A 26,542-nucleotide genomic window follows, 5' to 3' on the forward strand; every position below is an offset into this window, starting at 1 on the left:
TTGTTGGGCTTTTTGCATACAAACATGCCTCAAAGGTATGAATCCAACCTCTGGGACACCCAAAATACAAATTGAAAAATTGCAAATGTCTAATTATCAAATAGTTGTAAATTAGCGTCGTTTTTTCTGCGGAAGTCAGGAAAAGTGTAAATCCAAAGCTATCCGTTTTTCGCTAATCCTTACTTTTTTCCTCTCTTGATTCGTAAGCAACTAATTCAAGCTATCTCAAAACTCAATTTTGCGTGCTGACGTTATAGGGTGAGAACTTCAGGTGTTGGTTATGCATGGCTCTAACAAATATGCAGTTATAAGCTCCCCCAAAAGTAGTACGTTTGAGAAGTAGGCAAAAAAGCAGTACCTTTAAAACGTTATCAGATGAAAAAGAGCAAATTTTCCCCTGCATAGATTGCCGCGATTCTCAAGGAGTTCGACGGTGGCAAGACAGTTGAAGAGCTTACCCGTACCTACGGGATAAGCAAGGATTGTCTGTGCAAATGGCGACGGCACTACGGTGGTATGAAGGCCGGTGAATTGAAGCGAATCAAGGAACTGGAAGAAGAAAATGCGCGTCTCAAACGCATGTACGCCAATTTAGCTATGGAACTCGATGTGGCTAAGTACATCATCGAAAAAAAGCTTTAAAGTGCAAATCCAAAGTTAGCCGTTTTTCGCTAATCCTTAATTTTTCCTCTCTTGATTCGCAAGTAGTTGATTATCAAGTTATTCGCAAATAACTCGCGTTAGTAGAGTAAAGACGCTTTGGTCTGCCGTTACTCGGTAAGGCAATCTGCTCCTGAAACCTTCTTTTTAGCGCGTTTGGCGTTCAGGTACGGGTTGTAGCCGTTGGTTGCTTTTGCATAATAGCCTGTACCGTCGTAGGGGCGTTTTCTCGGATGCGCTTTGCATGCAGTCGAGCAGGCACCCTCCATTTCCCAACCGCATTTTTCACAAATCGGGACGTGGATGTTGCAATCCGCATTAGCACAGTTGACCATGCGGTCGCATTCGATGCCGCAAATATAGCACTTGGAAATAATCTTCGGGTTTACTTTGTTAACATCTGCAACTACGCGACCGTCAAAGACATAACATTTGCCTTCGAAATCCTCGCCGCCTTCTTCGATAGCGTATTTGATGATCCCGCCGTGTAACTGATATACATTATCGAACCCTTGTTCGAGTAGGTAAGCGCTTGCTTTTTCGCACTTGATTCCGCCTGTGCAGTAAGTAATAATCTTTTTGCCTTTGAACTGCTCTAATTCGCTGATCTTTTTAGGAAAATCGCGGAAGTTTTCGATGTCTAAGGTAACTGCATTCTTGAATTTGCCGACGGCATGCTCGTAGTTAGAGCGCACGTCCAGAATCACAACATCCTCTGCGTCTTTGAGTTGTTTGAATTCTGAAGGGGAAAGATGTACCCCTGTTTTTTGCATAGGGTTGATGTGGTGCAGGTCAGAATGGACAATTTCAGGTTTGACGCGCACGTGCAATTTGGCAAACGCATGCTTGTGGTAAGGCTCTACCTTAAAGTCAATGCCAGCAAAGCGAGGATCTGCCTTCACTGCCTCCATGTAACGCTCTGTGTCTGCCTTCAGCCCGGAAACTGTGCCGTTCAGTCCTTCAGCAGCAACAATAATGCGCCCGCGCAGATTCAGCGACAGGCACAGTTCGTGATGCTCGTCGCGAAAGAGTTCAGGGTCAGCTATCTGCGTATAGCAATAGTACAAAAGGATATTATAGGCGTGCTCCATACGGCAAAATTACGAAAAAATGAGGTCTGCAAATGAATCATGCAAACTTTTGAAAGATAAAGTTATGCAATAACGGATACTTTTACTTTGTCAGCCAGTTAATTTCGCTTTTGACATCGCCTGTAAGAGAGTCTGCCTGATAAAGGAATTTATAGGCAGTCATAATGGTGGTTTTTCGGTTAGAGATTTGCCCTTCTTTCAGCAGATCCATAGCATTTTGTCTGACCTCTTATCAGGCTGTCCGATTTTTAGGTAGCTTTCTGCCAAATTACCGTAGATACGAGGGAAAGTGAATTTAAAATTTAAATCATCGCGCTTCAGGTAAAGCGCTTTCTCACCTGTAGCAATCGCCTTTGCGTAGTTTCCTTGTAACAAATAAATATTAGACAACTCATCCGGCGGATAGATCGCCATGATAGGATTCCCCGCGGTTTCGTAGTTTAATGCTGCACCCTCGAGCACGGCAGTAGCTTCTGCTATTCTACCTTGCTTACTGAGCAAAATTCCTATTTGAGTGATCAGATTGGCCTCTTCAATCGCTAATTTGGCCGATTTGCTGAGAGCCATAGCTTCTTTGAGGTACGTCATTGCCTCTTCATAGATCTGCATCCTCATCAGGTAAGTATTGCGACTGTAGGCCATTCCTATGATTTGCGAGGTATCGCAGAGTTGTGTAGCAATCCGAAAGGCACGCGAGTATAAACTGTCCAATACTACTGTCTTTGTATCGCCTATTTGTTGTTTCAGGTTGGCAATGTTGATCATCAGAGCAGCCATAGAGCGCTTCGGCTGCTTGAGACGCTCAAAGGTATTCAATGCCTCAAGATAGATCTGCGAGGCTGGAACCAGTTCATCGCTCCGCCGGGCTTATCGCCTTTGCTGCGGGTAATGGATAAACTGCTGACGAAAAGTTGATAAGCCTGTTCTGTATCGGTTTCGTGCAAATGATTTTGATAATCAGATCAGTTTACCGTCTTTGAGCAACAGTTTGTTGTCAATAATCGGATGTTGCTGCACCAGTGGATCATGTGAGGTGATAATGATGGTTTTGCCTGCTGTTTTAAGTGCCTGCAATACATCCAACACCGCAGCAGCGGTACGGCTGTCTAAGTGCGCAGTAGGCTCATCGGCAAACAGAATAGACGGATCAGCAACCAAAGCCCGTGCAATAGCGGTTCTTTGTTGCTCCCCGCCTGATAGCTTTTCTATGGGGAAGTCTAATTTATGTGCAATGCCTGCATTTTCGGCTGCCTTTTCTACGGCTTGCTTGAGTCTGCCATGTTCGATGCCTCTGGGAACGAGGGGCACTGCAATATTGGCACGAACTGTCAGCCCGCGTATGAGGTGAAACTGCTGAAAGATCATACCGATATGCCGGCGGCGAAAGCGCGTCAGAAATTTCTCCGACCAGCGAGAGACCTGTTTGTCTAAGCAATAATAAGCACCTTCTGTAGGTTTGGCAAGGCAGGCAAGGATAGAAAGCAGCGTGCTCTTGCCCGAACCCGAAGGGCCGGATAAGAGCACACATTCACCTGCTTCAATCGTTAAGCTAATGTCGGTCAGGGCTTTGACTTCATTAGTTGCGCCGCTGTTGAAAACCTTGCTAATGCCTACGGTTTGTATGACAGGCATAGGCAGGGGTTATTGTTTGTTGGCATTTTGTATTTTCTCGATGTCTTTGGCCTCCAACACATCTCTGATGTTCATGCGTTGGTTGTCTTTATAGGCAACGATCCACGCATCTTTTACCCCCATTTTGCGCAGGTATCTTTTGAAGTTATCAGCTTCCCAGTAGTCGCGGAAATGACCAAGAGTGTATTTGAATGCGCCGTCGGCATCTTGTTCTACAGCAAAGTTCTTGTTGTTGTCTTTGAACATGCTTGCGTCTATTTTGCTGTAAACACCTACTTGCACACGATACCACACGCCTTTGGTGTATTCTGAATAAGAGCCTTCTACCTCGTTTTCGTCGCGGCTGATGCTGCCGTTGCTACCGCCGCTTCGTGCAGCTTCCAGTTCGTTGCGAAGCGCTTCTATTTCTGCATCTTTATCGGCAATAATTTTACCCATGTTGACCAACTGACGCTTCATGCCTTCATTTTCGCCTATCAGTTCAGCCTTGCTGTTGACTAAGTCGCGGTAGGCAAGCGGATCTAGCTCGTTCTTTTTCTTCTTCCACTTTTTCACTTCTTCCTTGCTTTTTTTATCGTTATTTTTTTTCTGCTGCGCCGCAGCGGGTAGCACAATTATCGAACTTAAAAAAGCAAACAGAAAAAAGACGTAAACCGGTTTCATAACTTGGGCTTTGGTTGGTGTGAATCAATACTTTGCTGCCGGATAAAGTAGCATATATTAAGCCAAAAACAAAATTTATTGCAGACTGCCTACCATATCGCGGGGTACTACCCACTGGTCGTACTGCTCGTTGGTGAGCAAACCCAGCGCAAGGGCAGCTTCGCGGAGCGAGATGCCTTCTTTATGTGCTTTTTTGGCAATTTTAGCCGCGTTGTCGTAGCCTATGTGCGGGTTGAGTGCAGTAACAAGCATCAACGAGTTTTCCAGATGGCGGGCAATGACCTCGTGGTTAGGCTCGATGCCGTCTGCGCACTTCTCAGCAAAGGAAACGCAGGCATCACCCAGCAAGCGGGCAGATTGCAATACGTTGGCTGCAATTAGCGGCTTGAATACGTTAAGTTCGAAATGTCCCATAGAGCCGCCTACGCTTACGGCTACGTCGTTGCCGATAACTTGGGCGCAAACCATGGTCAGTGCTTCGGGCTGTGTAGGGTTTACCTTGCCCGGCATGATAGACGAGCCCGGCTCGTTGTCGGGAATGATGATTTCGCCGATGCCGCAGCGCGGGCCTGAAGACAACATCCGAATATCGTTGGCTACTTTCATCAGGGCTACTGCCGCGCGCTTCAGTGCGCCGCTTAGTTCTACCATTGCATCGTGGGCTGCCAGCGCTTCGAATTTATTGGGTGCTGTTATAAAAGGATAACCTGTCAAATCAGCGATTTTTTGAGCAACCAATACGTCATAGCCTTTGGGCGTATTCAGCCCTGTGCCAACGGCAGTTCCGCCGAGTGCCAATTCGCGCACCGCTTCCAGCGCATTTTTAATGGCGCGGATGCTCATGTCAATTTGTTGTACATAGCCGCTAAACTCTTGACCCAGTGTAAGCGGAGTTGCGTCCATGAAGTGCGTGCGACCTGTTTTAACGATCGGCATAAAGGCTTGTGCTTTAGCTGCAAGGCTGTCGCGGAGGCGCTGCATACCCGGAATAGTTACTTCCATCACCTGCTTATAGGCTGCAATGTGCATAGCGGTCGGGAAAGTATCGTTAGACGACTGCGACTTGTTGACGTCGTCGTTGGGGTGTAGCACTTTCTTTTCATCGTTGAGGCTGCCGCCGCTGATCACGTGTCCGCGATAGGCAATCACTTCGTTGACGTTCATATTACTTTGGGTGCCCGAGCCTGTCTGCCAGATCACAAGCGGAAACTCATCATCTAACTTACCTTCCAAAATTTCGTCGCAGACTTTACCAATCAAATCGCACTTATCTTTGGAAAGTACACCCAATTCATAATTGGCGAGGGCAGCGGCTTTTTTCAGATAGGCAAAAGCATAAATCACCTCCTTGGGCATACTGCCTTCCGGTCCGATTTTAAAATTATTGCGCGAGCGCTCGGTTTGTGCACCCCAGTATTTATCGGCAGGTACTTGTACCTCGCCCATCGTATCGCGTTCTATGCGGTAGCTCATCGGTCAAACGGATTTTAATTCAGTCCAACAAATTTAGTGTAAGAAATTGGTATATAGATATGTTCTATTTTTGCCTGTAATGGGTACGCCGAAAAATACACTGGAACTGCCGCCCGACTATTACCTGCACTATTTCCGCTACATATTGGATTTTGCAGGGCAGCGCTATGCGGATTTTGCCGATGCGGAGGCGCGGCGCTTCGAGGCTACTTTTCGGGCGCTTTCCTACGAGGCGCAATGTATGTATATCCGGATCGCGAACCGCAAACCTGTTTTCTTTTTACCCGAAGAACTTCAATATGCCGAAATTACCGCACCGGCGGCGGCCTTAGACGAATTGTGCCAAAGCAAGTTGATCGAGCGCATCATGCCGCTTGCTATCAGCAATGAGTTGCTGCGAGCCGAAGCATTACAAAGCCTGACCAAAGTGCGATTGGAGCAGTTGTGCGCCGCCCTCGATGAGCCGCCGCCTTTTGCGCCTAAGAAAGTTCGCAAAAGCGATTTAATGATCTTTTTACAGAACTATCGAGGCTGTTTCCGTCCGCATTTTGAACTGATCCGGCAACTTGCAGAGCGGGAGCTTGCTTTTTGGACGTTCCTGTTTTTCGGAAACTTAGAGCAGAAAAATATGTCGCAGTTTGTTATCCGCGACTTGGGAAACGCGCAGTTTCACGATTGGGACGAAACCCAGCTTACCCCGCTGGCACATTCGGCGCAGGAAGCGCAGGAGCATTTTGCCGTCCATTGGAACTACCGCCATTTTAAGCAATTGGTACAATATGGTGTAGCTCCACAAGCCATTTTCGCATGGTTCGACGAGTTGCCAAAACCGGCTTTTGCCTTTCCTATATTCGATAAATTTTGCCTGCGGCTGGGCGAATGGTTAGAAAAAAACAAATTGCCCAACGAGGCGCTTTCCGTTTACAGAAATACCGAAAAGCCACCTGCCCGCGAGCGCTGCGTGCGTATCCTGCATCGCCAAGGAGCTACTGAAGAGGCGCTGGCGCTTTGTATGGCAATAGCCGCGCATCCGCAAACGGCAGATGAGCAACTGTTTGCAGAGGATTTTATCCGTCGTCATACGCAAGTCAAAGCTACTTTCCGCAAAACTGTAACTGAGCAACTGCTCAATGCGCCTGCCATCACAATAGAGGCAAGCCATAAAAACTATGTGGAGGGCGGAGTAATACGGCATTATCGGGCGCAAGGCTTTAATGCCATTCATTGTGAAAACTATGTTTGGCGCGGGCTTTTTGGTTTGATGCTGTGGGAGGTGTTGTACGACAGCCCGCAGTTTATCCACCACCCGCTGCAACGCCACCCGACCGATCTTTTTCACGGCGATTTTTACCGCCATCGGCAGGAGGCGATTCATGTACAGCTCAATCGGTTTGCTGACAGCGCCGCTGCGTGGGACTATGCGCAGCAATGCTATCGGCAGCAGGAGGGGATGGTAAACGCATTTATTGGCTGGCACGAGGCTTTTCTTCCCTTAGCAGAATTGTACTTTTCCCGCCTGAATTGGGAGCAAATCCGCGAGGTGCTGCTGCAAATCGCTCGCCATCCGAAGGAAAACGCACGAGGCTTTCCCGATTTGCTCGTGTGGAATGAAAGCGATTTTTTCTTTGTGGAAGTCAAATCGGAAAATGATCATCTGGCAGCGCAGCAGTATTTCTGGCTGCAATTTTTCAATCGCATAGGCATCGCCGCACAAATTCTGCGGGTATATTATGCGCCAAATACAAGCATATGAGCAATCACTGGCATCTTTGGGCAGATACGGGCGGCACTTTCACCGACTGCGTGGCGCTTTCCCCGCAAAATGAATGGCACACCTGCAAAGTATTGAGCAGCGGTGTGCTGCGCGGTACTGTTTTGCAAGCCGATGGCAACATCTGGCAAGTGCGGTTTCCTTTTTCCCAAGATATTTTTGAGGGATATACATTGCGACTGCTGCCTGGCGGAAGCGCGTACGCCATCGCGGGCAGTCGGCTTGCCGAAGGGCTTTTGTTCGTGCAGGCGAATTTGAGCGAAACCACGCCTGTAGCTGCCGGAACGCTGTTTGAACTCACTGCCCACGAAGAAGCGCCCCTGCTGGCAGCGCGTTTGCTGACACATACGCCTTTGGACAAGCCGTTGCCGCCAATTGCCATGCGATTGGGAACAACGAAAGGCACAAATGCACTGCTGGAAGCCAAAACCCCACCTGCTGCACTTATAGTTACCAAAGGCTTTGCCGATTTGCTGCGGATTGGCAGCCAGCAACGCCCCGATATTTTTGCACTGCGCATCCAAAAACCTGCCCTGCCGCCGCATGTCGTGCTGGAAATTGAAGAGCGGATAGATGCCGAAGGAAATATTATTCACCCACTTACCGAAACTGAAATCAAACGAGTGATTGATGAATTGCGGCATGTGGGAGTGCAGTCTGTCGCGGTTTCGCTGATGCACAGCTACCTGAACCCGCAACACGAGCAGCAACTTACAGCAGCATTGACAGCAGCAGGATTTACCTATGTTTCTTCGGGGGCGGCGCTTTTGCCTTTGATTAAATACGAGTGGCGGACGCAAACTGCCCTTGCCAATGCGGCGCTTGCCCCTGTGCTGATGTCTTATCTGGAATCAATCGGCAAACAAATGGCAGCGTTGCGCCTGATGAGCAGCAACGGCAATTTGAGCCGTTATCGCGAATTTCAGCCTAAGGACAGCCTTTTGAGCGGGCCTGCGGGAGGTGTAATCGGCGCGTGGAAGCACACACAGGGCAGTGCCTTTGCCAAACACATTACCTTTGATATGGGCGGCACAAGCACCGACGTAGCCCGCGTGAACGGCGCTCCCGAATGGACAAACGAGGTGCAGGTTGGCGGACTTTTGCTGATGAGCCGCGCCGTAGCGATTGAAACTGTAGCCGCAGGCGGTGGCTCTATCTGCTCTTTTGACGGACACAGACTGGCCGTTGGGCCGCACAGCGCGGGCGCATTCCCCGGACCGGCTTGCTATGGCAACGGCGGCCCGCTCACCATTACTGACGTAAATCTGCTATCGGGCAGGCTGTTGCCGCAAAATTTTTCTATTCCCATCAGCGAAACCGCCGCTGAACAGGCACTGGCGCAGCTACAACATCAGATAGCCGACGCAACAGGGCAGCACATCAACCGCGAAACCCTGCTTGCAACGCTGCTGCAATTAGCCAATGAAAAAATGGCAGAAGCCATTCGCTTGATTACTACGCGCAAGGGCGAAAATCCTGCCGACTATACACTGCTCGCCTTCGGAGGCGCGGGCGGGCAGCACGTTTGCGAAGTAGCAGACCTGCTGGGCATTCGCCGCATCCTTGTTCCGCGCTATGCGGGGCTGTTTTGCGCTTATGGCATCGGGCAGACGGACATTGCTCACACGCAGGCGCAGCAAGTCATGGAGCCGCTGCCGCAATTTTTCGCCCGTTGGCATCAGGTTTTTACACATATCAAAGAAGAGGCAATGCAGCCGCTGCTTGCCCAAAATTTGAGCAAAGAACTTATTCACATACGGGAAATCAGCGTCGAAATGCGGCTCAAAGGGCAGGAAAGCGCCATTTCCATTGATTTACAGGCAGACGAAACGCAGCATTCGGCAGGGCAAAAGTTCCGGCAAGCCTACACGAAACTCTACGGCTATTTCCCCGAACACACCGCCGATGAGCAAATAGAAGTTGTTGCTTTGTGGCTCACAGCAGCCGTTCCGCAGCATCGCTCCCTGCCTTCGCCGCAAGCAAATGAGCAGCGGCGGGAAGTTTCTGCCTCAGCATATTACCGCGAGGCTGCCGTTTTTCGCACCGATGAGCTGCCCGCAGGCACAACGGCAAAAGGCAGCGCCATTCTTTTGAGCGATTATCACACCGTTTTTGTGCCTGCACATTGGCAAATGGAAGTGTTGAACAACGGCGATGTTGCGCTGTATGCTTCGGATAATCAGCCGACTCATCAGGCGCAAGCACCCGAAGCTGCTGCGCTGGAACTGTTTTCTAACCGATTTACGGCAGTTGCCAATGAAATGGGAGCCTTGCTGCAACGCACTGCCTTTTCGGTGAATGTGAAAGAGCGATTGGATTTTTCCTGCGCCCTGCTGGATGCCGACGGCGAATTAGTTGTCAATGCGCCGCACGTACCCGTGCATCTGGGCAGCTTGGGCGTATGTGTGCGCGAGGTGCGCAAGGCTTTGCCTATGCAAAAAGGCGACGTTGTTGTTACCAATCACCCTGCGTTTGGCGGCTCGCACCTGCCCGATGTAACGCTCATTGCGCCCGTTTTTTTTGATAACGAATTGGTCGGCTACGTTGCCAACCGTGCGCACCACGCCGAAATCGGTGGCTCGCGTCCGGGTTCTATGCCGCCCGATGCCCGTTCGCTGGCAGAGGAAGGCGTAGTAATTGCCCCTGCCTATTTAGTCAAAAACGGTATGCCGCAATGGGCTGCGATGCAGCAATTATTCACCGAAGCGCCCTATCCGACCCGTGCGCTACACGAAAATATCGCCGATTTGCAGGCGGCATTGGCTTCTATTCAGGCGGGCATCGGCGGCTTGCAACAGCTTTGCAGCCTGTACGGAGCGGCGCAGGTTCGGCGCTACATGCAGCTGTTGAAACAATACGCACACAACTGCCTATTGCGGAGTTTGCGGCAACTGCCCGCGCAATCGTTTGCCGCTACGGAATACTTAGATGATGGCAGTCCGCTATGCGCCCGCATCCAAATCAGCCATGATAAAGTAAGCATTGATTTCAGCGGAACAGCAGCCACACACGCGGGTAACCTCAACGCAACTCCTGCGATTGTGAACAGCGTCGTGATTTACGTCCTGCGCCTGCTGATTGCCGCCAAGTTGCCGCATGAACACGTGCCGCTCAACGAGGGACTGATGCAATCGGTGGAACTGCATTTGCCCAAAGCTTCGTTGCTCAATCCTGATTTTACGGCAAATCCTGCGCAATGCCCTGCCGTTGTGGGCGGCAATACCGAAGTCAGCCAGCGACTGACCGATACGCTGCTCAAAGCGCTGGCGCTGGCTGCTTGCAGTCAAGGCACTATGAACAACCTGATTTTCGGAAACGATTCGTTCGGCTATTATGAGACTATTGGTGGCGGCAGCGGCGCATTGGAAGGCTTCAACGGCGCAGATGCTGTTCACTGCCACATGACCAATACGCGCATTACCGATGCGGAAATCATGGAAAAGCGCTACCCTGTGCGCGTAGAGCGTTTTGCTATTCGCCCCAATTCGGGAGGAAAAGGCAAATGGCGCGGCGGCAATGGCATTGAGCGGCATATTCGCTTTTTAGAACCTGTGGCATTAAGCCTGATTACCCAGCATCGCAGGGAAGTACCTTACGGACTATCAGGTGGCGAAGCAGGACAACCCGGCAGGCAGTGGTTAGTCCGCACCAATGGAGAAATCATCCCCTTACAAGGTATAGACCGTGCAGTTGTTCAGTCGGGCGATTTGCTGTGCCTGCACACGCCCGGCGGAGGCGGCTTTGGGGCAGCGGACTTATTGTGATGTAAAAACAATAGCGGCCTGTGCGGGTGAATAACTGATAATAAACAACAAGACGGCCAACTGATGCTTGCAAAGCGCCTAAGAATAGCGATATTGCAGTTTCAACCTACCTACTATTTTTTGATTGCTCAATCCTATAACGCATGAGAATACTTGCTACCCTTTTGCTATCTCTGTCCGGCTGGATTGCCAACGAATACGGCACCGTCTCCAAAGGGCGCGACCAGCAATTGGAAAAGGCGGTTGAAACTTTACTCAAGGAACTAAAGTAAATATATTTTTCGCCCAATCGCATGAAAGAACCGCTTTTAGAATGTATTCCCAACTTTTCGGAGGGGCGCAACGAGCAAACTATTCAGGCTATTGCAGCCGCCATCAAGTCAGTAGCTGAAGTCCAGCTTTTGGAAGTAGACAGCAGCTACGATGCGAACAGAACGGTTATGACTTTTGTAGGCCCGCCCGAAGCAGTTTGCGAAGCGGCCTTTCGTGCGATAGCTACCGCAGCCGATCTGATAGACATGCGCCGGCACAGCGGGGCGCATCCGCGCATTGGCGCTACGGACGTATGCCCGCTCGTGCCGCTGCATCATATCAGCATGGAGGAAACGGTGCAGTTGGCACACAGACTTTCCCACCGCGTCGGCAACGAGTTGCAAATTCCTGTTTATTGTTACGAGTATGCGGCTTCGTCGGAAGAACGCCGCAGCCTGCCCTTCTTGCGCAAAGGCGAGTACGAAGGGCTTGCATTGCGGATGCTAAAATTGCACCCTGATTTTGGGCCGAAAACCTTTCAGCCCAAGTGCGGTGCTACGGTTATCGGGGCGCGTAAATTCTTGGTGGCATGGAACTGCAACTTAGCTACACAGGATGTTGCTATCGCCAAGGCTATTGCGGCTGCAGTACGCACCTCAGGACGGCGGCTGCCCGGTAATTCCTATCCTGAAAAGCAATTTATCGCAGGTAAACTGCCGGCAGTTCGCGCCATTGGCTGGTTGATGCCTGCCTATCAGTGTGCGCAAATTTCTACTAATCTGATTGACATTGATGTTACGCCTATTCATATTGCTTACGAAGAAATCAGCAAGACGGCGCTCGATTATGGAACGAGCGTTACAGGTTCGGAGCTTGTCGGACTGATTCCGCTGCAGGCGATGCTGGATGCGGGACGCTACTTTTTTCATCGGGATAAGCAGCCTGTACCCAACGACGAGCGCCAACTGATTGCCAAAGCGGTGCAGGCAATGGGAATGGATGCGCTGCGCCCGTTTGAAACTGACAGGAAAATTATTGAGTATGCAATGAGCAGGTAGATGCCCTGCAATCAAAACTTCAGAATAAAATCCGTACCCTCGCCCACGACCGAGTGTACAGTCAGGGAGCCTTTGTGCGAACGCATGATTTGTCGGGAAAGGCTCAAACCAATGCCCGAACCTGATTTTTTGGTGGTAAAAAATGGAATAAAAATGCGTTCCAAAGCATCGGGGTCTATGCCCGGCCCGTTGTCGCGCACGATAATAAAGGGATGGCTTTTCTCGTCAAAACGCGCTATCAGAATAATTTGTCGCCCATCGCTGCGCTCCACATCGCTAAGTGCCTGAATAGCATTCTTAACGATATTGATTAGTACTTGCTCGATCATTTCGCGGTCTGCCGTAATCATGAGCGAATGCGGTTCTATATCTACCCGACAGCTAATCTCACTTGCTCGCATCTCCGGCTCCATCAGTGTAACTACGTGCGTAAAAATCTCGTGTACAGGCACATTTTTAAATCGCGGGATCGGTACGTGGGTAAGATTGCGGAAATCGCTCACAAAACGAATCAGCCCCTCGCTGCGGCGCTGAATGGTTTTGATCGCCATTTGCATATCATCCAGATCTTCGGGGTTGAGTTGCTTACTATTTGCCTGCAAATATTCTACCTCGCCTTCCAGCGTACCGGCTAGCGAGGCAATAGGCGTTACCGAGTTCATGATCTCATGCGTCAGCACGCGAATCAGCTTTTGCCAGGCATCCATCTCCTGCTCTTCCAACTCGTTGTGGATATTTTGAAGCGTAATGAGTTTGTACTCTTTGCCTTGCAAATTCAGCTCGATGGCATACATCGCCAATTGGATAATCTCTGTGCCGTGTACAATTTTGATCAGGTCGCGGTTGCCCGTGCGTAGGCGGACAAACTTTTCTACCAGTTCGGCGCTAAATGCGCCCAATTCCTGAATATTGCGCACGCTGCCTGTAATTTGGAACAAGCGCTTGGCAGCAGTATTCATAATCTGCACATTGCCCATTGCATCAAAGGAAACCAAACCAATGCCGATGTGATGGATGATTGTTTTCAGGTATTGGTAGTGCGCCTCTTTTTCGCTGCGGATTTCTCTGAAGTGGCTGACGACGTTGTTGAAAGCTGCCGCCAGTTCCTGAAAGGTTTCGCCTTCGGTAGCAGGGCGGTAGTGGTAGGAAAAATCATCGTAGCGAATGGCATTCAAGAAGTTAATGACTTCGCGATTGGTATTTTCTACTTTGCGGATCAGCCAGAGGGTTTGTGCAATAATCAGCCCTCCAAGTCCTATCCCCGTAATGGCATAACCCGACTGCCCAACGACATTGGTAAACGCAAAAATAGTAGCCGAAAGCGCTCCTACGCGTATGAAAATATTGGTGCGGAAATCATTAAAATGAATGTTGCGCTCCCGCAGCCAGTTGTTGATTTGCCGCCCGACACTGCGAACCGCAGGATGCCCCGTAAAGCGCTCGATCAGTTTCATGTTACTTCATAATTCCCGCCCGATTGAGCGCTTCGCGGTAGCGTGCCGCATTTTTCAAATGTTGGTCAAATGTTTCGGCGAAGACATGGTAGCCGCTAAAGTCCTCTTTGGCACAGAAAAACATATAATTGTGCTTCTCTGGATTGAGCGTCGCCTCTATGGCCTGCAAAGTCGGAACATTGATTGGCCCAGGCGGAAGTCCGGTGTATTTGTAGGTATTATACGGCGAATCGTACTGCAAGTCCTTGAGCAGCAGGCGCTTGATACCAAAGTCTCCGATCGCAAAAATTACCGTAGGATCTGCCTGTAGCTTTTCGTTAGCATTCAACCGATTGAGGTAAACTCCCGCAATGCGCGGCGCTTCGTCGCGCTTTTTGGTTTCTGCCTCAACGATCGAAGCAAGGATAGATACCTGCACCGGAGTCAGCCCCAGTGCGTCGGCTTGTGCTTTACGCGCCGCCGTCCAGAACTTCTCGTACTCGCGCTGCATTTTTTTGAGCAGCTCCTCTTCCGAAGTATTCCAATACATTTCATAGGTATTGGGAATGAACATAGCCACAATTGTTGCTGTGTCGAAGCCGTATTTGGCCGTTACGGCAGGATCGTTGAGCATTTGCAACAAGCGGGCGGAATCTGCCATCAGGTTGCGGGTGATGCGTCCCGCAAGATCTTTTTTGACGCGCACATTGTTGAACGTTACGCGCACCGGATCTTGCGAGCCACTCCGCAGTTTGCGAACCGCAACTAAGTTGTTCATGCCCTTCGTCATCACGTAGCGTCCGGGGCGAATCCGTCCTTCGTCCTGATAGTTGAGCATCTTGGCTACAAATCGAAACGAAATCTCGTCGTTGATAAACTCGCCTTTTTTGAGCGAATCCATCACCTGCGCAAAGTTTGCCCCAGTAGGGATGTAGAGCGCTTTGTCTTTTTTATCAACCAGAAAATTTGCAGAGAAGAAAAGCTGGTAAGCATACAGGCTGAACACTGAAGCCAGCACGGACAAGCCGATAAAAATACCCGCAATAATTTTCGTTCTTTTATCCATGGATGCAAAAATGCTTCCTCAAATATACGCGAGTCGCCCCGATTTTGATGCGCACACAGGTTTTACAGCACAAGGACGCACAAACTTAGGTACCGGCTGTACTTGCTGCAAAAAAGAAGCCGCTTACAGTTATTTTCCGCATCTTCCATATGGCATTTGTTGGTATTGCTGCTCGGTGAAAGGTAATCAATTCCAAACAAAATCCCTTCACAATTCAGATAATCAGGCAGTTTCCCGAAAATCTGATGACAGATTATTTGTAGGAAATAATATTGCACTCTATTTTTGCGAAACTTTGAGCAGCGGCATCTGCTGCTCCCTGAAAACCAAGGATTTTAGACGCATTCATTTATATACAATTCATGGCAAATATTGGCAAAATTACGCAAGTTATCGGCCCGGTAGTGGACGTTAGCTTCGAGGCAGAGGGTGCCAGACTGCCCCAGATCCTCGATGCGCTTACAGTAACCAAAGAAAACGGACAAACCATCGTGCTGGAATGTCAGCAGCACTTGGGCGAAGATCGCGTACGCACCATTGCAATGGACGGTACAGAAGGTCTGACCCGCGGTATGGACGTAGTTGATACCGGCGGCCCGATCAAAATGCCAATTGGCGAAGGTATTCGCGGTCGTTTGTTTAACGTCGTAGGCGAAGCAATTGACGGTATTCCGCAGCCTTCCTCAGTAAAAGGTATGTCTATCCACCGCGCTGCGCCTAAGTTTGAAGACCTTTCTACCTCTTCTGAAGTACTCTACACAGGCATCAAAGTAATTGACTTGATTGAGCCTTATGTAAAAGGCGGTAAAATCGGTCTGTTCGGTGGTGCGGGTGTAGGTAAAACCGTATTGATTCAGGAGCTGATTAATAACATCGCCAAAGCCTATTCAGGTCTTTCTGTATTTGCAGGCGTAGGTGAGCGTACCCGTGAAGGTAATGACCTATTGCGCGAAATGATCGAGGCAGGCATTATCAAGTACGGCGATGCCTTCAAGCACTCTATGGAAGAAGGTGGGTGGGATCTATCTAAGGTAGATCTGGAAGAACTGAAAAATTCACAGGCCACCTTCGTATTCGGACAGATGAACGAACCTCCCGGCGCACGCGCCCGCGTAGCGCTTTCAGGTCTGACAATCGCTGAATACTTCCGCGATGGCGATGGAGAAGGCGATGGTGTAGGACGCGACATCCTATTCTTTATTGATAACATTTTCCGCTTTACGCAGGCAGGTTCTGAAGTATCGGCTCTCTTGGGTCGTATGCCTTCTGCGGTAGGCTATCAGCCTACGCTGGCTACCGAGATGGGCGCTATGCAAGAGCGCATTACCTCAACTAAGCGCGGATCTATCACATCGGTACAAGCGGTTTACGTACCTGCCGATGACTTGACCGACCCTGCACCGGCAACTACATTTGCTCACTTGGATGCTACTACGGTATTGAGCCGTAAAATTGCCGAGTTGGGTATCTACCCTGCCGTAGATCCATTGGATTCTACTTCGCGCATCCTGACCCCGGATATCGTAGGCGAGGAGCACTACAACTGTGCGCAGCGCGTAAAAGAAACCCTGCAGCGCTACAAAGAACTGCAAGACATCATCGCCATCCTCGGTATGGACGAATTGTCTGAAGAAGATAAACTCGTTGTACACCGCGCCCGCCGTGTGCAGCGCTTCCTGTCCCAGCCTTTCCACGTGGCGGAAGCCTTTACAGGCCTGAAAGGCGTGCTGGTAGATATCAAAGACACTATCCGTGGCTTCAATATGATCTTAGACGGCGAATTGGATCACCTGCCGGAAGCAGCTTTTAACTTGGTAGGTACAATTGAGCAGGCCATTGAGAAAGGTGAGCGCCTTCTGGCAGAAGCGAAAAAATAACCAAAACAGACATGCAAGTAGAAATTATCACCCCCGACAAAAAATTGTTTGAAGGAACTTCAACGGGTATCCAAGTACCCGGCACGTCGGGTTCTTTCGAAGTACTGGAGAATCACACTCCTTTGATTAGTACTTTGGAAAAAGGTAAAGTGCGCATCCGCACACAAAACGGCAACTTCCAATATTTTGAAATTGACGGCGGAGTTATTGAAGTGCTGCAAAATAAAGTAATCGTATTGGCAGAATCTGCCGTTGCAATTTAACATGCGCAGTGCACTAACCCCATAAATACCTAAGGGGAAGTTGTCTGAAAAGCGGCAACTTCCCTTTTTTACAAAACCATCATTGAATTTGCACTTATGAATCCTAAAGTTTCCTCCCGCAAAGATGCCATCCTCATGCTGGCTGACGGTACAATCTTCAAAGGACAATCCATCGGCAGGCAAGGCACTTCCGGCGGCGAGATCTGCTTCAACACAGGTATGACGGGCTATCAGGAAATCTACACCGATCCTTCGTATTACGGGCAAATTATTGTCAATACCACGGCACACATTGGCAACTACGGCATTAAAAAAGATGAAGCAGAATCGGGCGAGGTACAAATCAAAGGTTTGGTGGTTAAGACTTTTTCCGATGTTTATTCGCGCCACAGCGCCGACGAGGCCTTGCAACAATACCTCGAAAAGGCAGGCATTGTAGGCATTTGTGGCATAGATACGCGTGCACTGGTGCGACATCTGCGCAACAAGGGAGCAATGAATGCCGTTATTACCTCCGAAATGACAGAAGAGGAAGCCATCCGTAGTTTCTTGCAAGATGTACCCGATATGAACGGACTGGAGCTGTCATCGGTAGTAAGCACACAGGAACCGTACTTTGAAGGCGACAGCAGCGCCCCCCTCCGCGTAGCAGTGCTCGACTTGGGCATCAAGGGCAGCATCATTAGTAATCTGAAGCAGCGCGGCTGCTACTGTAAGATATTCCCTGCCAAAACCTCTTTTGGCGAGATGCAGCAGTGGAACCCGGACGGCTACCTGATCTCGAATGGCCCCGGCGATCCTGCTGCAATGGAGTATGCAATCGAAACTGTCCGCCAAATTCTGGCAGCAGACAAGCCGCTGTTTGGTATTTGCCTCGGACACCAGATTCTCGCGCTGGCAGCAGGCGGAACAACCTTCAAAATGCACCATGGGCATCGGGGGCTGAACCATCCTGTTAAAAATCTAATCACGGGCAAAGGCGAAATCACCTCTCAAAATCATGGCTTTGCCGTTAGCATGGAGGGCATCAAAAATCATCCACAGATAGAACTGACTCACATCAACCTGAACGATAATACGGTAGAAGGTATTCGCATCAAAGGCAAGAAAGCGTTTTCGGTGCAATACCATCCCGAATCGTCGCCCGGGCCGCATGATTCGTACTACCTTTTCGAGGATTTTGTAGCCTTGATGCAGGATTAAACCAATCAAAGATACAGGTAATAATCAGCCAATAGTTCGCGCATTGCAGGCGAGTAAGTCCCATCGGGCAGGTAAATAAAATTATTCGCCTGTTGTAGATGCACAGCAGGCAACTTTCCAAATTTCAACAGCGCAATATGAGGCTTTTGTCCTTCGCGGGCTGCCCACAGTTGCAACTCGTGCAAAAGCAAAGCACACTTGGCTGCCTGTAAAGTAAACCCTGCCGCAAGATCTGCGGGCAGTAGTACAAAAAAATAACCCTCCTGAAGCACTCCGGCGGCAGCTATTGCTATGAGTTCCTTGTGTTGCAGAGTTACAGTATGCCTTGCTGCATTGCGCTGCTCCTGCGGTGATTGCAGGCTGCGATTGAAAAACGGCGGATTGCTAAAAATAAAATCATATATCCGGCGCTGCCGGTTCATAAACTCCTGCACCGTTTGCGCAAAGACTTCTATTTGCGAATGAAAAGGCGATCGGGCGGCATTTTCTGCCGCTTGCCGCGCAGCAGCAGCATCCATCTCTACTGCATGAATCTGTAGTTGAGGAGCCTGCTGTGCAATCATTAGTGCGAGCAGTCCGGTACCTGCGCCGATGTCAAGCGCAATGCCTGTGCGATTGTTCAGTTGTGCAGCCACCCAAGCCCCGAAGATGCAGGCATCAGTACTAACCTTCATCGCGCACTGATCTTGAGCAACCTCAAATTGTTTGAAAGTAAAATGCGAATTTTTAGGCATCGGCAAAATTACACCAAGCAAGTAACAGCAAATCGCCGCTACATTTGCAATATCTTTTTCAAATCTTCGCGCGTTTGCAGGAGGCTGCGGTCGTTTTTGAGTACAAAGGTGTGGCTTTTCTTTTGCGAAAGGCTGTACCAGTCCAGCTTTTTCCATTCCTCAGGCGGATAATAGGCCAGCGAATAGTCGGGCATGATGGCAAAAATACGCAGCGTCGGGTCGGGTGCCAGCATGATTTTGTCCCACTTATCTTTTGTAAGTTCTACCTTAGTAGAGTTAGCCGTACTGATATAATAGACCATCGCAGGTTGTTCGCCGTTGATGCGGAAATCTGCCCTGATCTCAGTTGCACCGGGCAACTTCATAATCAAGTCGAAGTTGTAGTAACCGAATTTTGAAATGTTTACTTGGCGAAAAACCTCTGCTATTTCGTCCATTTTGCGGCTTTGCTTGTCTATTTCTTCGGTCAGGCGTGCGTATTCCTCAGAAAACTGGTCGGGTTTGCGACGCAGAAACTCGCTGATGCGCATATAGGGCCTTGCACGGAAACTGAAGCTGTTCACCACGCGGTCAGTGTACGCATACTCCCAAAGGGACACTGCTCGGGGATTAATTTTACTAATGCGACGCGCACCTGTGCGGCGGTTTGTCTGCCAGGTAGTATCGTAAACCGTTACGTCTTTTCTGACTTTCTTGGTTTTGCGACGCTGGATCGTCAGTTTGTAAGAACCATCTTTTTGCAGTTCGGCTTTGGAATGCAGGTTGAAGTAAATATCAACATCCTCGCCTTCGCTGGCATATCCTTCGTTTTCATTGAGCCATGCAGGCGGCTGCACCTCCTCTAACTTTTCCCAAACCAACGAATACGCCGGGTAATAACTCTTTTTACCCAGCTTCACAGGCGTATTGATTTTCAGATTTTCATATACCGTCAGGTTGTAGGTTGCCAGCAAACGACGGAAATTACTTTGCATATTTTTGTCGTTGACTTTCTGGTAGTTGTCGTTGAAATAAACGTCTAAGGCCTCCCCGAAATGCAACACCATCAGATTCTTAGGATCAACTGCGCGTACCAAACGCAGGGAATCTGCCATTCGCTTTTTGGCAGGATTGGGTTTGGCAGCAGTAGCTCCTTTTTGGAATACCCAGCGCCCTGTTTGCTCGTCCCAGTAGTAGAAATTGAACTCATCGCCCGCCTGAAATGAGGCAAAATTGACATCTATTTCTTTTCCCGGTGCGATAGAAAGCGCCTGTTCGCCTTGCTGTGCCGAAATATCCATCATTCCTGCCGTTTTGAACTGATAGGTAGTCCCGGCACTGTCATAGTCTAAGGGTGCGCCTGCCGCAAAGGCATCTAAGGCACCGTGTAGTTCGCAGTACTTCAGCGTAACCTGTCCCTTCACAAGGTTGCCGTCTTCATCAACCAATGAGTTGGGTTGAATAACGATTTGTGTTCCCGTTGGGTGCTTAATCAGCGCCCCTTCTTCTGCCACAAACTGATAAAACGCATGGGGCACATCGAGCGCGGGGATTGGAGGCGTAAAACCTTTCTTTTTAGGGGAACATTGCCAGCCGCACAAAGCAGCCAAAGTCAGCAGAATCAAACAATAGTTTTTCATAGTGATTTCGGGTAGGGGGTATCAAATAAGTCTTAGCCATGCCTCATATGCGCCTGCCGGATATTGACATAATATTGTTCAATCTCCTGATTGGTCAGTTGTAAAGATGCCAGTGGGCGCAGTTTGCGCACGCCATTATCTTTATCGCGATAGTGTATAATGATCTCGTAAGGCTTTGTTACTCGTTTAAATAAACCCAATACTGGAAAAGTTGCCAATAAAACAAAGAGCAACCACTGATAGATATCTACGGCAAATGCCCATGCTAATAATGCAAGTAATGCAAGCAGCAACAGCATTTTTACAGTAGCTGATAGTTGATTGTTTTGCAGTTCTACACTGACGATCCGTAGCCAGTAGTATTCCTGATATCCGACGATCAGCCGCGATCGGGTCAAAATCACATGTGAAGAAGAAATAGCAGACGTTACCATGGGATAAATTGAGTTTTCAGTGTTTAATACTCCTGCCCCCTGCTGCGTTCCCTGTTTTTTCAAAAAAATTCTTGAAAGTTGAATATTAGTACAAAATCGTTCTGCCTTTGACAATGCGCATAAATCGTACGAACTTTGCAGCATCATGTTTACGACTGCACACGCTGCGCGTTTCGCTGCTATGGAAACGCCCTTCTTCTACTATGACCTCGAACTGCTCGAAAAAACCATCGCAGTTGCTGCTCAGTATGCACAAAAGCATCATTTCCATATCCACTATGCGCTGAAAGCCAATGTTAACCGCGAAATTCTGCAAACAATCGCTGCAGCCGGTTTTGGTGCCGATTGCGTTAGTGGCAACGAAGTACTTCGTGCATTAGAATCGGGATTCTCACCCGAAAAAGTTGTTTTTGCAGGTGTTGGCAAATCGGACAAGGAAATCCGAACTGCTTTGGCACACGATATTTTTTGTTTCAATGTAGAATCGGTCGAAGAGTTGCAGGTCATCAACCAACTTGCCGAGCAGGCAGGTAAAACTGCAACCATTGCGCTGCGCGTCAATCCGCTGGTGGAGGTCAATACGCACCACTACATCACCACAGGAACAGCAGAGAACAAATTCGGCATTCCGCCCCGCGACTTCGACGCACTGCTGCAATTGCTGCCGCAACTGGCGCATGTGCGCGTGATCGGGCTGCATACGCATATTGGCTCACAAGTCCGCGACATGGACAACTTTAAGAATACCTGCCTGAAATTGAATGAAATACGTCGCTGGTTTGAGCATAGCGGTCTGCAATTTACCGATCTGAACGTCGGAGGCGGGCTGGGAGTAGACTATCAGCAGCCCGATGAAAACCCGATCCCCGATTTTGAAAGCTACTTTGATACGATCAGCCGCTATTTGGAGCGCAGCCCGCAACAGCAGGTGCATTTCGAACTTGGGCGCTCTATTGTGGCGCAATGCGGCAGCCTGATTACGCGCGTGCTTTACACCAAACAAGGCCAAACCAAGCGCTTCGCCATCGTAGATGCAGGTATGACCGAGTTGATCCGTCCGGCGCTTTATCAGGCTTATCACAAAATAGAGGCAGTAGGCGTGGCTACAGGCGAATTGCTCAACTACGACGTAGTAGGGCCTATCTGCGAATCTTCAGACTTTTTTGGCAAAGAAGTGCCGCTGCCACCACTCAAACGCGGTGATTTGTTAGCTATCCGCACCGCAGGAGCTTACGGCGAGGTAATGACTTCGTTCTACAACCTGCGGGAGAAAGCACCGGCAATCTACCAAAGACCCTGATTAAAATCCGATTCGCTGACTGTTTTGTAGTGGATCTCTAACTTTCTGCGAATTGCCTTTTCAAAATCTTTTTGCGGGAAGGCAATCAGCGGTATGTCCACTCTTTTAGGGTTTAACTCTGCGGGGAGTGCAAACACCCACATATCCGTATTGCGCCAGCGCTCGGCATACACAACCACAATATCGCTTGCCGTAAACTGCAAGGATACAGCTACATTATTGTATTGCAGTTTTTCGGGTAACTGCTGCACCGAAACAATCATGCGTCGAATGCTATCCGGTTCGAAGCCTGTCAGCCGCGTACTGCGCATGGCTTTTACAGCACGGGGAAACAGTTTTACGGCACGGCGGTCATCCTGTTTTGCCAGATTGCAGGCAGCGAGCGTGCCCTCGCTCGTTACAGCTTGTGCAAACTCTAACCGGATAGTATTACGGCAACTTGCCGCAAGTAGCATAAGGCTGATTATCAGAAGAAATTGAAAAATGCAACGCATAAGGAATGTACGTGTTCCGATACATATTTACGCAAAAAAATCCGCTTTTGCGATGCTTATTTGACCAAGCGACTGTGGTCGGTTATTACCTGTTTGAGAAAATCAAGAGCTGTATTTTCTTTGAAGCGTTCCAGTTCGAGTTTTTCGAGTAATTTGTCAGCTGTAGCTTCGAGAAGTTTTCGGTTGCCTGTCCTGCTGTAGGTGTACAAGACTTCTTTGATGAGTCCGACATCGGCATCGGAGAGGTTAGTCGCCTGCGGATATATTGGCGGTATATCTGTAGGGATTGAGGGTAATGACATACTCATGGTTTTTTCATCACCTAAGTAAACAACAGTCGTTCCGGCAGCCATATCGCCTAGACGCTGTCCTTTGCCACCCATCACAATGGCAAGTAAAGCCATTATACCGCCCATTAGCTTTAGCTCAATCAGCCCTGTCAGCCAGCGGATCAGGTAATTACCAAGCGTAACAGACTCGCCGTCGGTACGCACCACCCTGATTTTCATGATCTTTTTGCCGAAACTTTGCCCTTCCATAAAGACCTCGCAGAGCAGATCGTACAAAAACCAGGGCATAATCAGGATCACCTGCAACCAAAGATGCTCCAATATACCAATCCCAAACATTTCGGTCAGCAGGTAATTGAAGCCGCTAAGCAAAATAAAGTAGGAGATGATCACCAGCGCATCGAACAAATACGCAAGCAGGCGGTCGCCAAGGCCTGCTAGACGATACTCGATCGTTACGTTTTGCGATGTCCTGATGCAGATGGTTTGCATAGGTCTAAGCAGCTACTTGCTCAACAGTTTTTTTGGATCCTGCCAGCAGATTCTTTCTTTTCAAGATGGTCTCAAGCAACTTAATTGATTGTTCGCCTTGAAACACATCGTACGGGAAATATAAGAACTGCGCTTTGGAAAGCACAAAAAGAAATCCTTGCTTCTTCTTTTCTACACGCATGATTTTGTTCCATTCAATCACAAAGCCTTCTTTGTCGGTCTTGAAAACCTTGATATGGCGGCTGTCAATTTCATAACGCAGACGATCGAACAGTAATTTGGACTGCTCCAACTGCGTAACTGCCGTAAACTGAATAAACCAGAACAGCAAATAAAGCACAATGAGCAACAAGGCAATAAACAGCGACCAGCCCAGCGTGTTTTTGTAAAAAATCGGAATCAGCATAACTGCTGCCGGCACTAACCATGCCCACCACCATTCCTTAGCAATATTGAGCAGGGCAAATTTGATATACTGGTTTTTGTTGAATTGAAACTTCTTGGTCTTGATAATCATAGGCTGGGTAATGATTGCGATATGGATGAAATGAATTAACAGGCTTTCAGGCTTAGATCTAATATGCGGGCAGAGTGCGTCAGCGCACCCATGGAAATAAAGTCAACGCCTGTAGCTGCAATCTGCGGCAGTTCTTCAAGCGTAATACCGCCCGATGCTTCGGTCTGGCAACGATTGCCTATAAGCAACACTGCCTCGCGCATTGTAGGGATGTCCATATTGTCCAACATGATAACGTCCACTCCACCCACTTGTAGTACCTCTTCTACTTCCGACAGGCTGCGGGTTTCTACTTCTATACGAACAGAGAGTCCCTTTTTGCGCCGGTATTGCTGTGCTGCCTGCACTGCTTTGGTAATCCCCCCTGCATAGTCAATGTGGTTGTCCTTGAGCATAATCATATCGTACAGCCCGAAGCGATGGTTCGTAGCTCCACCGATAAAGGTAGCCCACTTCTCAATTATACGGAAGTTGGGCGTGGTTTTTCTTGTGTCTAAGATGCGGGCTTTGTATCCCTGCACCATTTGCACAGCTTTGTGGGTTTGTGTGGCAATGCCGCTCATGCGCTGCATACAGTTCAATACTAGTCGTTCTGCCTTAAGAATAGATCGAGCATTGCCTTGTACGGTAAAAGCAACATCGCCGGGGCTGATTGGGCTACCGTCTTTCAGATAGGCGGTCATCTTAAGCCCACCTACGTACTCGAAAATGATTGCTGCCAGTGCAACACCTGCCAGCAGCCCCTCACTTTTGACTAACAACTGCGCTTTGCCCTCGGCATGGTCAGGAACTGCCGAAAGTGATGAATGATCGCCGGTATTACTACCTGTGCCTAGATCTTCTTCGAATGCGCTATCAATAAGCCGATGGAGGGCTTGCGGTGTTACGTAAGGAGGTATCACGCCGCAAAAATAGCGAATATCAGCCTAATTGTTGCTGTCCGAGCCGTCGTCCTTACTGAAGTCAATAGCGTCTATGACAAAGTTGCCGTTCTGCTGTTTGAGCTTCATAAACACGCGGAAGGAACTTGCCTTATTGTTGCGGTCGCGACAGGTATATTTGCCGATTGCATAGCGAAGGTTTCCTTCCTTAGATTGCCCCTCGTGTATGTACTCAAAATTTTGCGGGGGATTGTCGCGAAAAAATTCTTTCAAAATGTATTCTGCCTGCGTCTTGCTGTAATCTTTGTTTGTCTTGCTTAGGTTTGCGTCTTGAATTTTCAGCTCTACGAGGCTGTTGAAATGACGAGCCAACTCTCTGGAGTCGCCTGCTTTAATAGCAGATTTGGCAGCAGTGGTGATATCTTCTGTTTGCGCCACCAGCACTTGGGATGCAATCAGCAATATTGCAACCGGCAAAAAAATAATGCGAAGGCAATGTAGTGTTTTGGCATACATGATGTCACAGTAGTTAAGTAGGGGTAAAAATACGTCTTCTAAAATAGTGCCAATCAGGTTATTAAGCTACAGTAAGTTATATCATCGAGGACTTTTATCCAAATCTTTCCACGCTTCTGATTCTCAATAGATGGAAGACAATGATTACGGCTGCTCGTCGGGGTCGGAAAGCATTTCAATATCGTGTATTAATACTTTGCGGGCAATCGCCTGCCCGGTGGGGGTGGCTGCCAATCCGCCGAGTGCTGTTTCCTTGTAGCGGGTTTCCATACTCTGACCTACCTCGCCCAATACGTTTACACATTCGTCTACCGGAATTACAGCATTGAAGTTAGCTATTGCTATTTGCGCTGAGCAATAGGCGATAGCTGCTGCGCTTGCGTTGCGCACGATGCAGGGCATTTCTACCAATCCTGCAATCGGATCGCAGATCAGCCCAAGCATACACTGGATCGTAATAGCCACAGCATTGAAAACCTGATCAATATCGCCGCCGAGACTGTAAACGATTGCCCCTGCGCCCATAGCCGCTGCTGTGCCTGTTTCTGCCTGACAGCCCCCGACAGCCCCCGCAATAGAAGCGTTTCGTTCGATAATCAAGGCAATACCTGCCGCAACGAGCATGGCCTCAATAATTTTTTCATCGGAAATATTATGCAGCTCCTGCAAGGTGTAGAGAATACCGGGTAGAATACCTGATGCACCTGCCGTAGGCGCTGCTACAATCCGCCCCATGCAGGCGTTTACCTCTTTGGCAGCCAAAGCACGGGCAATCAATCGTTGAAATTCGGGCGAAAGTACAGTTATAGGGCTGTTGTACACTTTCTTACCACCATTTTGTACCATGCCGGAGCGGGAGGTCATGTCTTCGGTCAGCCCTGTCTCTACGGCATCGCGCATGACGCGATAGGCCCGCAGCAGCCCTTCGCGAATAGCCGGCTCTGTTGCTCCTTTTTGTGCAATTTCATAACCTATCACAGGCTCGAAGAGCGGCTGCCCTGTGCTGAGACAGTAGGCTTTCCAGCTTTGGAAGTCGTCGAATAAAATGCTGCTCATATG

At 49.0% G+C, this 26,542-nt stretch carries 26 protein-coding genes and 1 pseudogene; 9 read left to right on the top strand and 18 right to left on the bottom strand.

The annotated features are described in order from the left end of the window. Nucleotides 1-405: 405 nt before the first annotated feature. A pseudogene (locus ACWIP2_RS05060) lies at nucleotides 406-636 on the top strand (transposase); the annotation flags it as partial. Nucleotides 637-770: 134 nt separating this feature from the next. Here the strand turns inward: ACWIP2_RS05060 and trhO are convergent. The 7 genes from trhO to fumC all read right to left on the bottom strand — a co-directional run bounded on the left by trhO (nucleotide 771) and on the right by fumC (nucleotide 5,519). Beyond that, a complete protein-coding gene (trhO, locus tag ACWIP2_RS05065) occupies nucleotides 771-1,751 on the bottom strand; it encodes an oxygen-dependent tRNA uridine(34) hydroxylase TrhO (protein ID WP_448518820.1) in 981 nt (326 codons plus the stop codon). An 82-nt stretch (nucleotides 1,752-1,833) separates the two neighbouring features. After that, on the bottom strand, nucleotides 1,834-1,962 hold the full coding sequence (locus ACWIP2_RS05070; RefSeq protein ID WP_448518821.1) for a hypothetical protein: 129 nt from the start codon (nucleotides 1,960-1,962) through the stop codon (nucleotides 1,834-1,836). Continuing rightward, nucleotides 1,950-2,567 carry a hypothetical protein gene (locus tag ACWIP2_RS05075; protein ID WP_448518822.1) on the bottom strand — a complete coding sequence of 206 codons (618 nt, stop codon included), beginning with the start codon at nucleotides 2,565-2,567 and terminating at the stop codon, nucleotides 1,950-1,952. The genes ACWIP2_RS05070 and ACWIP2_RS05075 overlap by 13 nt, the downstream gene beginning before the upstream one ends. After that, complete coding sequence (locus tag ACWIP2_RS05080) at nucleotides 2,564-2,695, bottom strand: hypothetical protein (protein WP_448518823.1); 132 nt, start codon at nucleotides 2,693-2,695, stop codon at nucleotides 2,564-2,566. The genes ACWIP2_RS05075 and ACWIP2_RS05080 overlap by 4 nt, the downstream gene beginning before the upstream one ends. A gap of 13 nt (nucleotides 2,696-2,708) precedes the next feature. Next, the gene (locus tag ACWIP2_RS05085) at nucleotides 2,709-3,383 is read right to left on the bottom strand and encodes an ABC transporter ATP-binding protein (protein WP_448518824.1); all 675 of its coding nucleotides are present in this window, start codon (nucleotides 3,381-3,383) and stop codon (nucleotides 2,709-2,711) included. Nucleotides 3,384-3,392: 9 nt separating this feature from the next. After that, on the bottom strand, nucleotides 3,393-4,046 hold the full coding sequence (locus tag ACWIP2_RS05090) for an Ezrin/radixin/moesin family protein (protein WP_448518825.1): 654 nt from the start codon (nucleotides 4,044-4,046) through the stop codon (nucleotides 3,393-3,395). Nucleotides 4,047-4,121: 75 nt separating this feature from the next. Beyond that, complete coding sequence (gene fumC / locus ACWIP2_RS05095) at nucleotides 4,122-5,519, bottom strand: class II fumarate hydratase (protein WP_448518826.1); 1,398 nt, start codon at nucleotides 5,517-5,519, stop codon at nucleotides 4,122-4,124. 79 nt (nucleotides 5,520-5,598) lie between these two features. Between fumC and ACWIP2_RS05100 the strand changes: the two genes are divergently transcribed. The 4 genes from ACWIP2_RS05100 to ftcD all read left to right on the top strand — a co-directional run bounded on the left by ACWIP2_RS05100 (nucleotide 5,599) and on the right by ftcD (nucleotide 12,364). Continuing rightward, on the top strand, nucleotides 5,599-7,272 hold the full coding sequence (locus tag ACWIP2_RS05100) for a VRR-NUC domain-containing protein (protein WP_448518827.1): 1,674 nt from the start codon (nucleotides 5,599-5,601) through the stop codon (nucleotides 7,270-7,272). Further along, nucleotides 7,269-11,054, top strand: coding sequence for a hydantoinase B/oxoprolinase family protein (locus ACWIP2_RS05105; protein WP_448518828.1), 3,786 nt, complete (start codon nucleotides 7,269-7,271; stop codon nucleotides 11,052-11,054). The genes ACWIP2_RS05100 and ACWIP2_RS05105 overlap by 4 nt, the downstream gene beginning before the upstream one ends. A 143-nt stretch (nucleotides 11,055-11,197) precedes the next feature. Beyond that, nucleotides 11,198-11,326, top strand: coding sequence for a hypothetical protein (locus ACWIP2_RS05110; protein ID WP_448518829.1), 129 nt, complete (start codon nucleotides 11,198-11,200; stop codon nucleotides 11,324-11,326). Between the two features lie 21 nt (nucleotides 11,327-11,347). Further along, nucleotides 11,348-12,364: a glutamate formimidoyltransferase gene (gene ftcD / locus ACWIP2_RS05115; protein WP_448518830.1), complete on the top strand. Its 1,017-nt coding sequence runs from the start codon at nucleotides 11,348-11,350 to the stop codon at nucleotides 12,362-12,364. A gap of 11 nt (nucleotides 12,365-12,375) precedes the next feature. On the opposite strand, the gene ACWIP2_RS05120 is transcribed toward ftcD, so the two are convergent. Both ACWIP2_RS05120 and mltG read right to left on the bottom strand, forming a co-directional pair. Then, nucleotides 12,376-13,818 (bottom strand): sensor histidine kinase, encoded by a 1,443-nt coding sequence (locus ACWIP2_RS05120; protein WP_448518831.1) that lies wholly within the window; start codon nucleotides 13,816-13,818, stop codon nucleotides 12,376-12,378. Nucleotide 13,819: 1 nt separating this feature from the next. After that, a complete protein-coding gene (gene mltG / locus ACWIP2_RS05125) occupies nucleotides 13,820-14,863 on the bottom strand; it encodes an endolytic transglycosylase MltG (protein ID WP_448518832.1) in 1,044 nt (347 codons plus the stop codon). Nucleotides 14,864-15,225: 362 nt separating this feature from the next. Between mltG and atpD the strand changes: the two genes are divergently transcribed. The 3 genes from atpD (at nucleotide 15,226) to carA (ending at nucleotide 18,206) form a co-directional block, all read left to right on the top strand. After that, a complete protein-coding gene (atpD, locus tag ACWIP2_RS05130) occupies nucleotides 15,226-16,740 on the top strand; it encodes a F0F1 ATP synthase subunit beta (RefSeq protein ID WP_448518833.1) in 1,515 nt (504 codons plus the stop codon). Between the two features lie 11 nt (nucleotides 16,741-16,751). After that, nucleotides 16,752-17,003 carry an ATP synthase F1 subunit epsilon gene (gene atpC, locus ACWIP2_RS05135; protein WP_448518834.1) on the top strand — a complete coding sequence of 84 codons (252 nt, stop codon included), beginning with the start codon at nucleotides 16,752-16,754 and terminating at the stop codon, nucleotides 17,001-17,003. Nucleotides 17,004-17,099: 96 nt separating this feature from the next. Beyond that, on the top strand, nucleotides 17,100-18,206 hold the full coding sequence (gene carA, locus ACWIP2_RS05140) for a glutamine-hydrolyzing carbamoyl-phosphate synthase small subunit (RefSeq protein WP_448518835.1): 1,107 nt from the start codon (nucleotides 17,100-17,102) through the stop codon (nucleotides 18,204-18,206). Nucleotides 18,207-18,211: 5 nt separating this feature from the next. Here carA and ACWIP2_RS05145 read toward each other — a convergent pair whose 3' ends face one another. From ACWIP2_RS05145 to ACWIP2_RS05155, 3 genes are all read right to left on the bottom strand, one after another. Continuing rightward, nucleotides 18,212-18,880 (bottom strand): tRNA1(Val) (adenine(37)-N6)-methyltransferase, encoded by a 669-nt coding sequence (locus ACWIP2_RS05145; RefSeq protein ID WP_448518836.1) that lies wholly within the window; start codon nucleotides 18,878-18,880, stop codon nucleotides 18,212-18,214. A 98-nt stretch (nucleotides 18,881-18,978) separates the two neighbouring features. Continuing rightward, nucleotides 18,979-20,559 carry a hypothetical protein gene (locus ACWIP2_RS05150; protein ID WP_448518837.1) on the bottom strand — a complete coding sequence of 527 codons (1,581 nt, stop codon included), beginning with the start codon at nucleotides 20,557-20,559 and terminating at the stop codon, nucleotides 18,979-18,981. 32 nt (nucleotides 20,560-20,591) lie between these two features. Continuing rightward, the gene (locus ACWIP2_RS05155) at nucleotides 20,592-20,993 is read right to left on the bottom strand and encodes a hypothetical protein (RefSeq protein ID WP_448518838.1); all 402 of its coding nucleotides are present in this window, start codon (nucleotides 20,991-20,993) and stop codon (nucleotides 20,592-20,594) included. Between the two features lie 145 nt (nucleotides 20,994-21,138). On the opposite strand from ACWIP2_RS05155, the gene lysA reads away from it, so the two are divergent. Continuing rightward, entirely contained in the window at nucleotides 21,139-22,293 is a 1,155-nt protein-coding gene (gene lysA / locus ACWIP2_RS05160) for a diaminopimelate decarboxylase (RefSeq protein ID WP_448518839.1), read from the top strand. Here lysA and ACWIP2_RS05165 read toward each other — a convergent pair. The 6 genes from ACWIP2_RS05165 to sdaAA form a co-directional block, all read right to left on the bottom strand. Then, nucleotides 22,278-22,748: a hypothetical protein gene (locus ACWIP2_RS05165; protein ID WP_448518840.1), complete on the bottom strand. Its 471-nt coding sequence runs from the start codon at nucleotides 22,746-22,748 to the stop codon at nucleotides 22,278-22,280. The genes lysA and ACWIP2_RS05165 overlap by 16 nt on opposite strands. A gap of 95 nt (nucleotides 22,749-22,843) precedes the next feature. Then, nucleotides 22,844-23,569, bottom strand: a complete 726-nt coding sequence (locus ACWIP2_RS05170) for an RDD family protein (RefSeq protein WP_448518841.1) — start codon at nucleotides 23,567-23,569, stop codon at nucleotides 22,844-22,846. 4 nt (nucleotides 23,570-23,573) lie between these two features. After that, nucleotides 23,574-24,086: a YcxB family protein gene (locus ACWIP2_RS05175; RefSeq protein WP_448518842.1), complete on the bottom strand. Its 513-nt coding sequence runs from the start codon at nucleotides 24,084-24,086 to the stop codon at nucleotides 23,574-23,576. A 35-nt stretch (nucleotides 24,087-24,121) separates the two neighbouring features. Beyond that, nucleotides 24,122-24,988 (bottom strand): carboxylating nicotinate-nucleotide diphosphorylase, encoded by an 867-nt coding sequence (gene nadC, locus ACWIP2_RS05180; RefSeq protein WP_448518843.1) that lies wholly within the window; start codon nucleotides 24,986-24,988, stop codon nucleotides 24,122-24,124. A 24-nt stretch (nucleotides 24,989-25,012) separates the two neighbouring features. After that, nucleotides 25,013-25,483, bottom strand: a complete 471-nt coding sequence (locus ACWIP2_RS05185; RefSeq protein WP_448518844.1) for a DUF4783 domain-containing protein — start codon at nucleotides 25,481-25,483, stop codon at nucleotides 25,013-25,015. A 144-nt stretch (nucleotides 25,484-25,627) separates the two neighbouring features. After that, entirely contained in the window at nucleotides 25,628-26,539 is a 912-nt protein-coding gene (sdaAA, locus tag ACWIP2_RS05190; RefSeq protein ID WP_448518845.1) for an L-serine ammonia-lyase, iron-sulfur-dependent, subunit alpha, read from the bottom strand. Nucleotides 26,540-26,542 lie beyond the last annotated feature (3 nt).

The organism is Rhodoflexus sp., assembly GCF_053489755.1.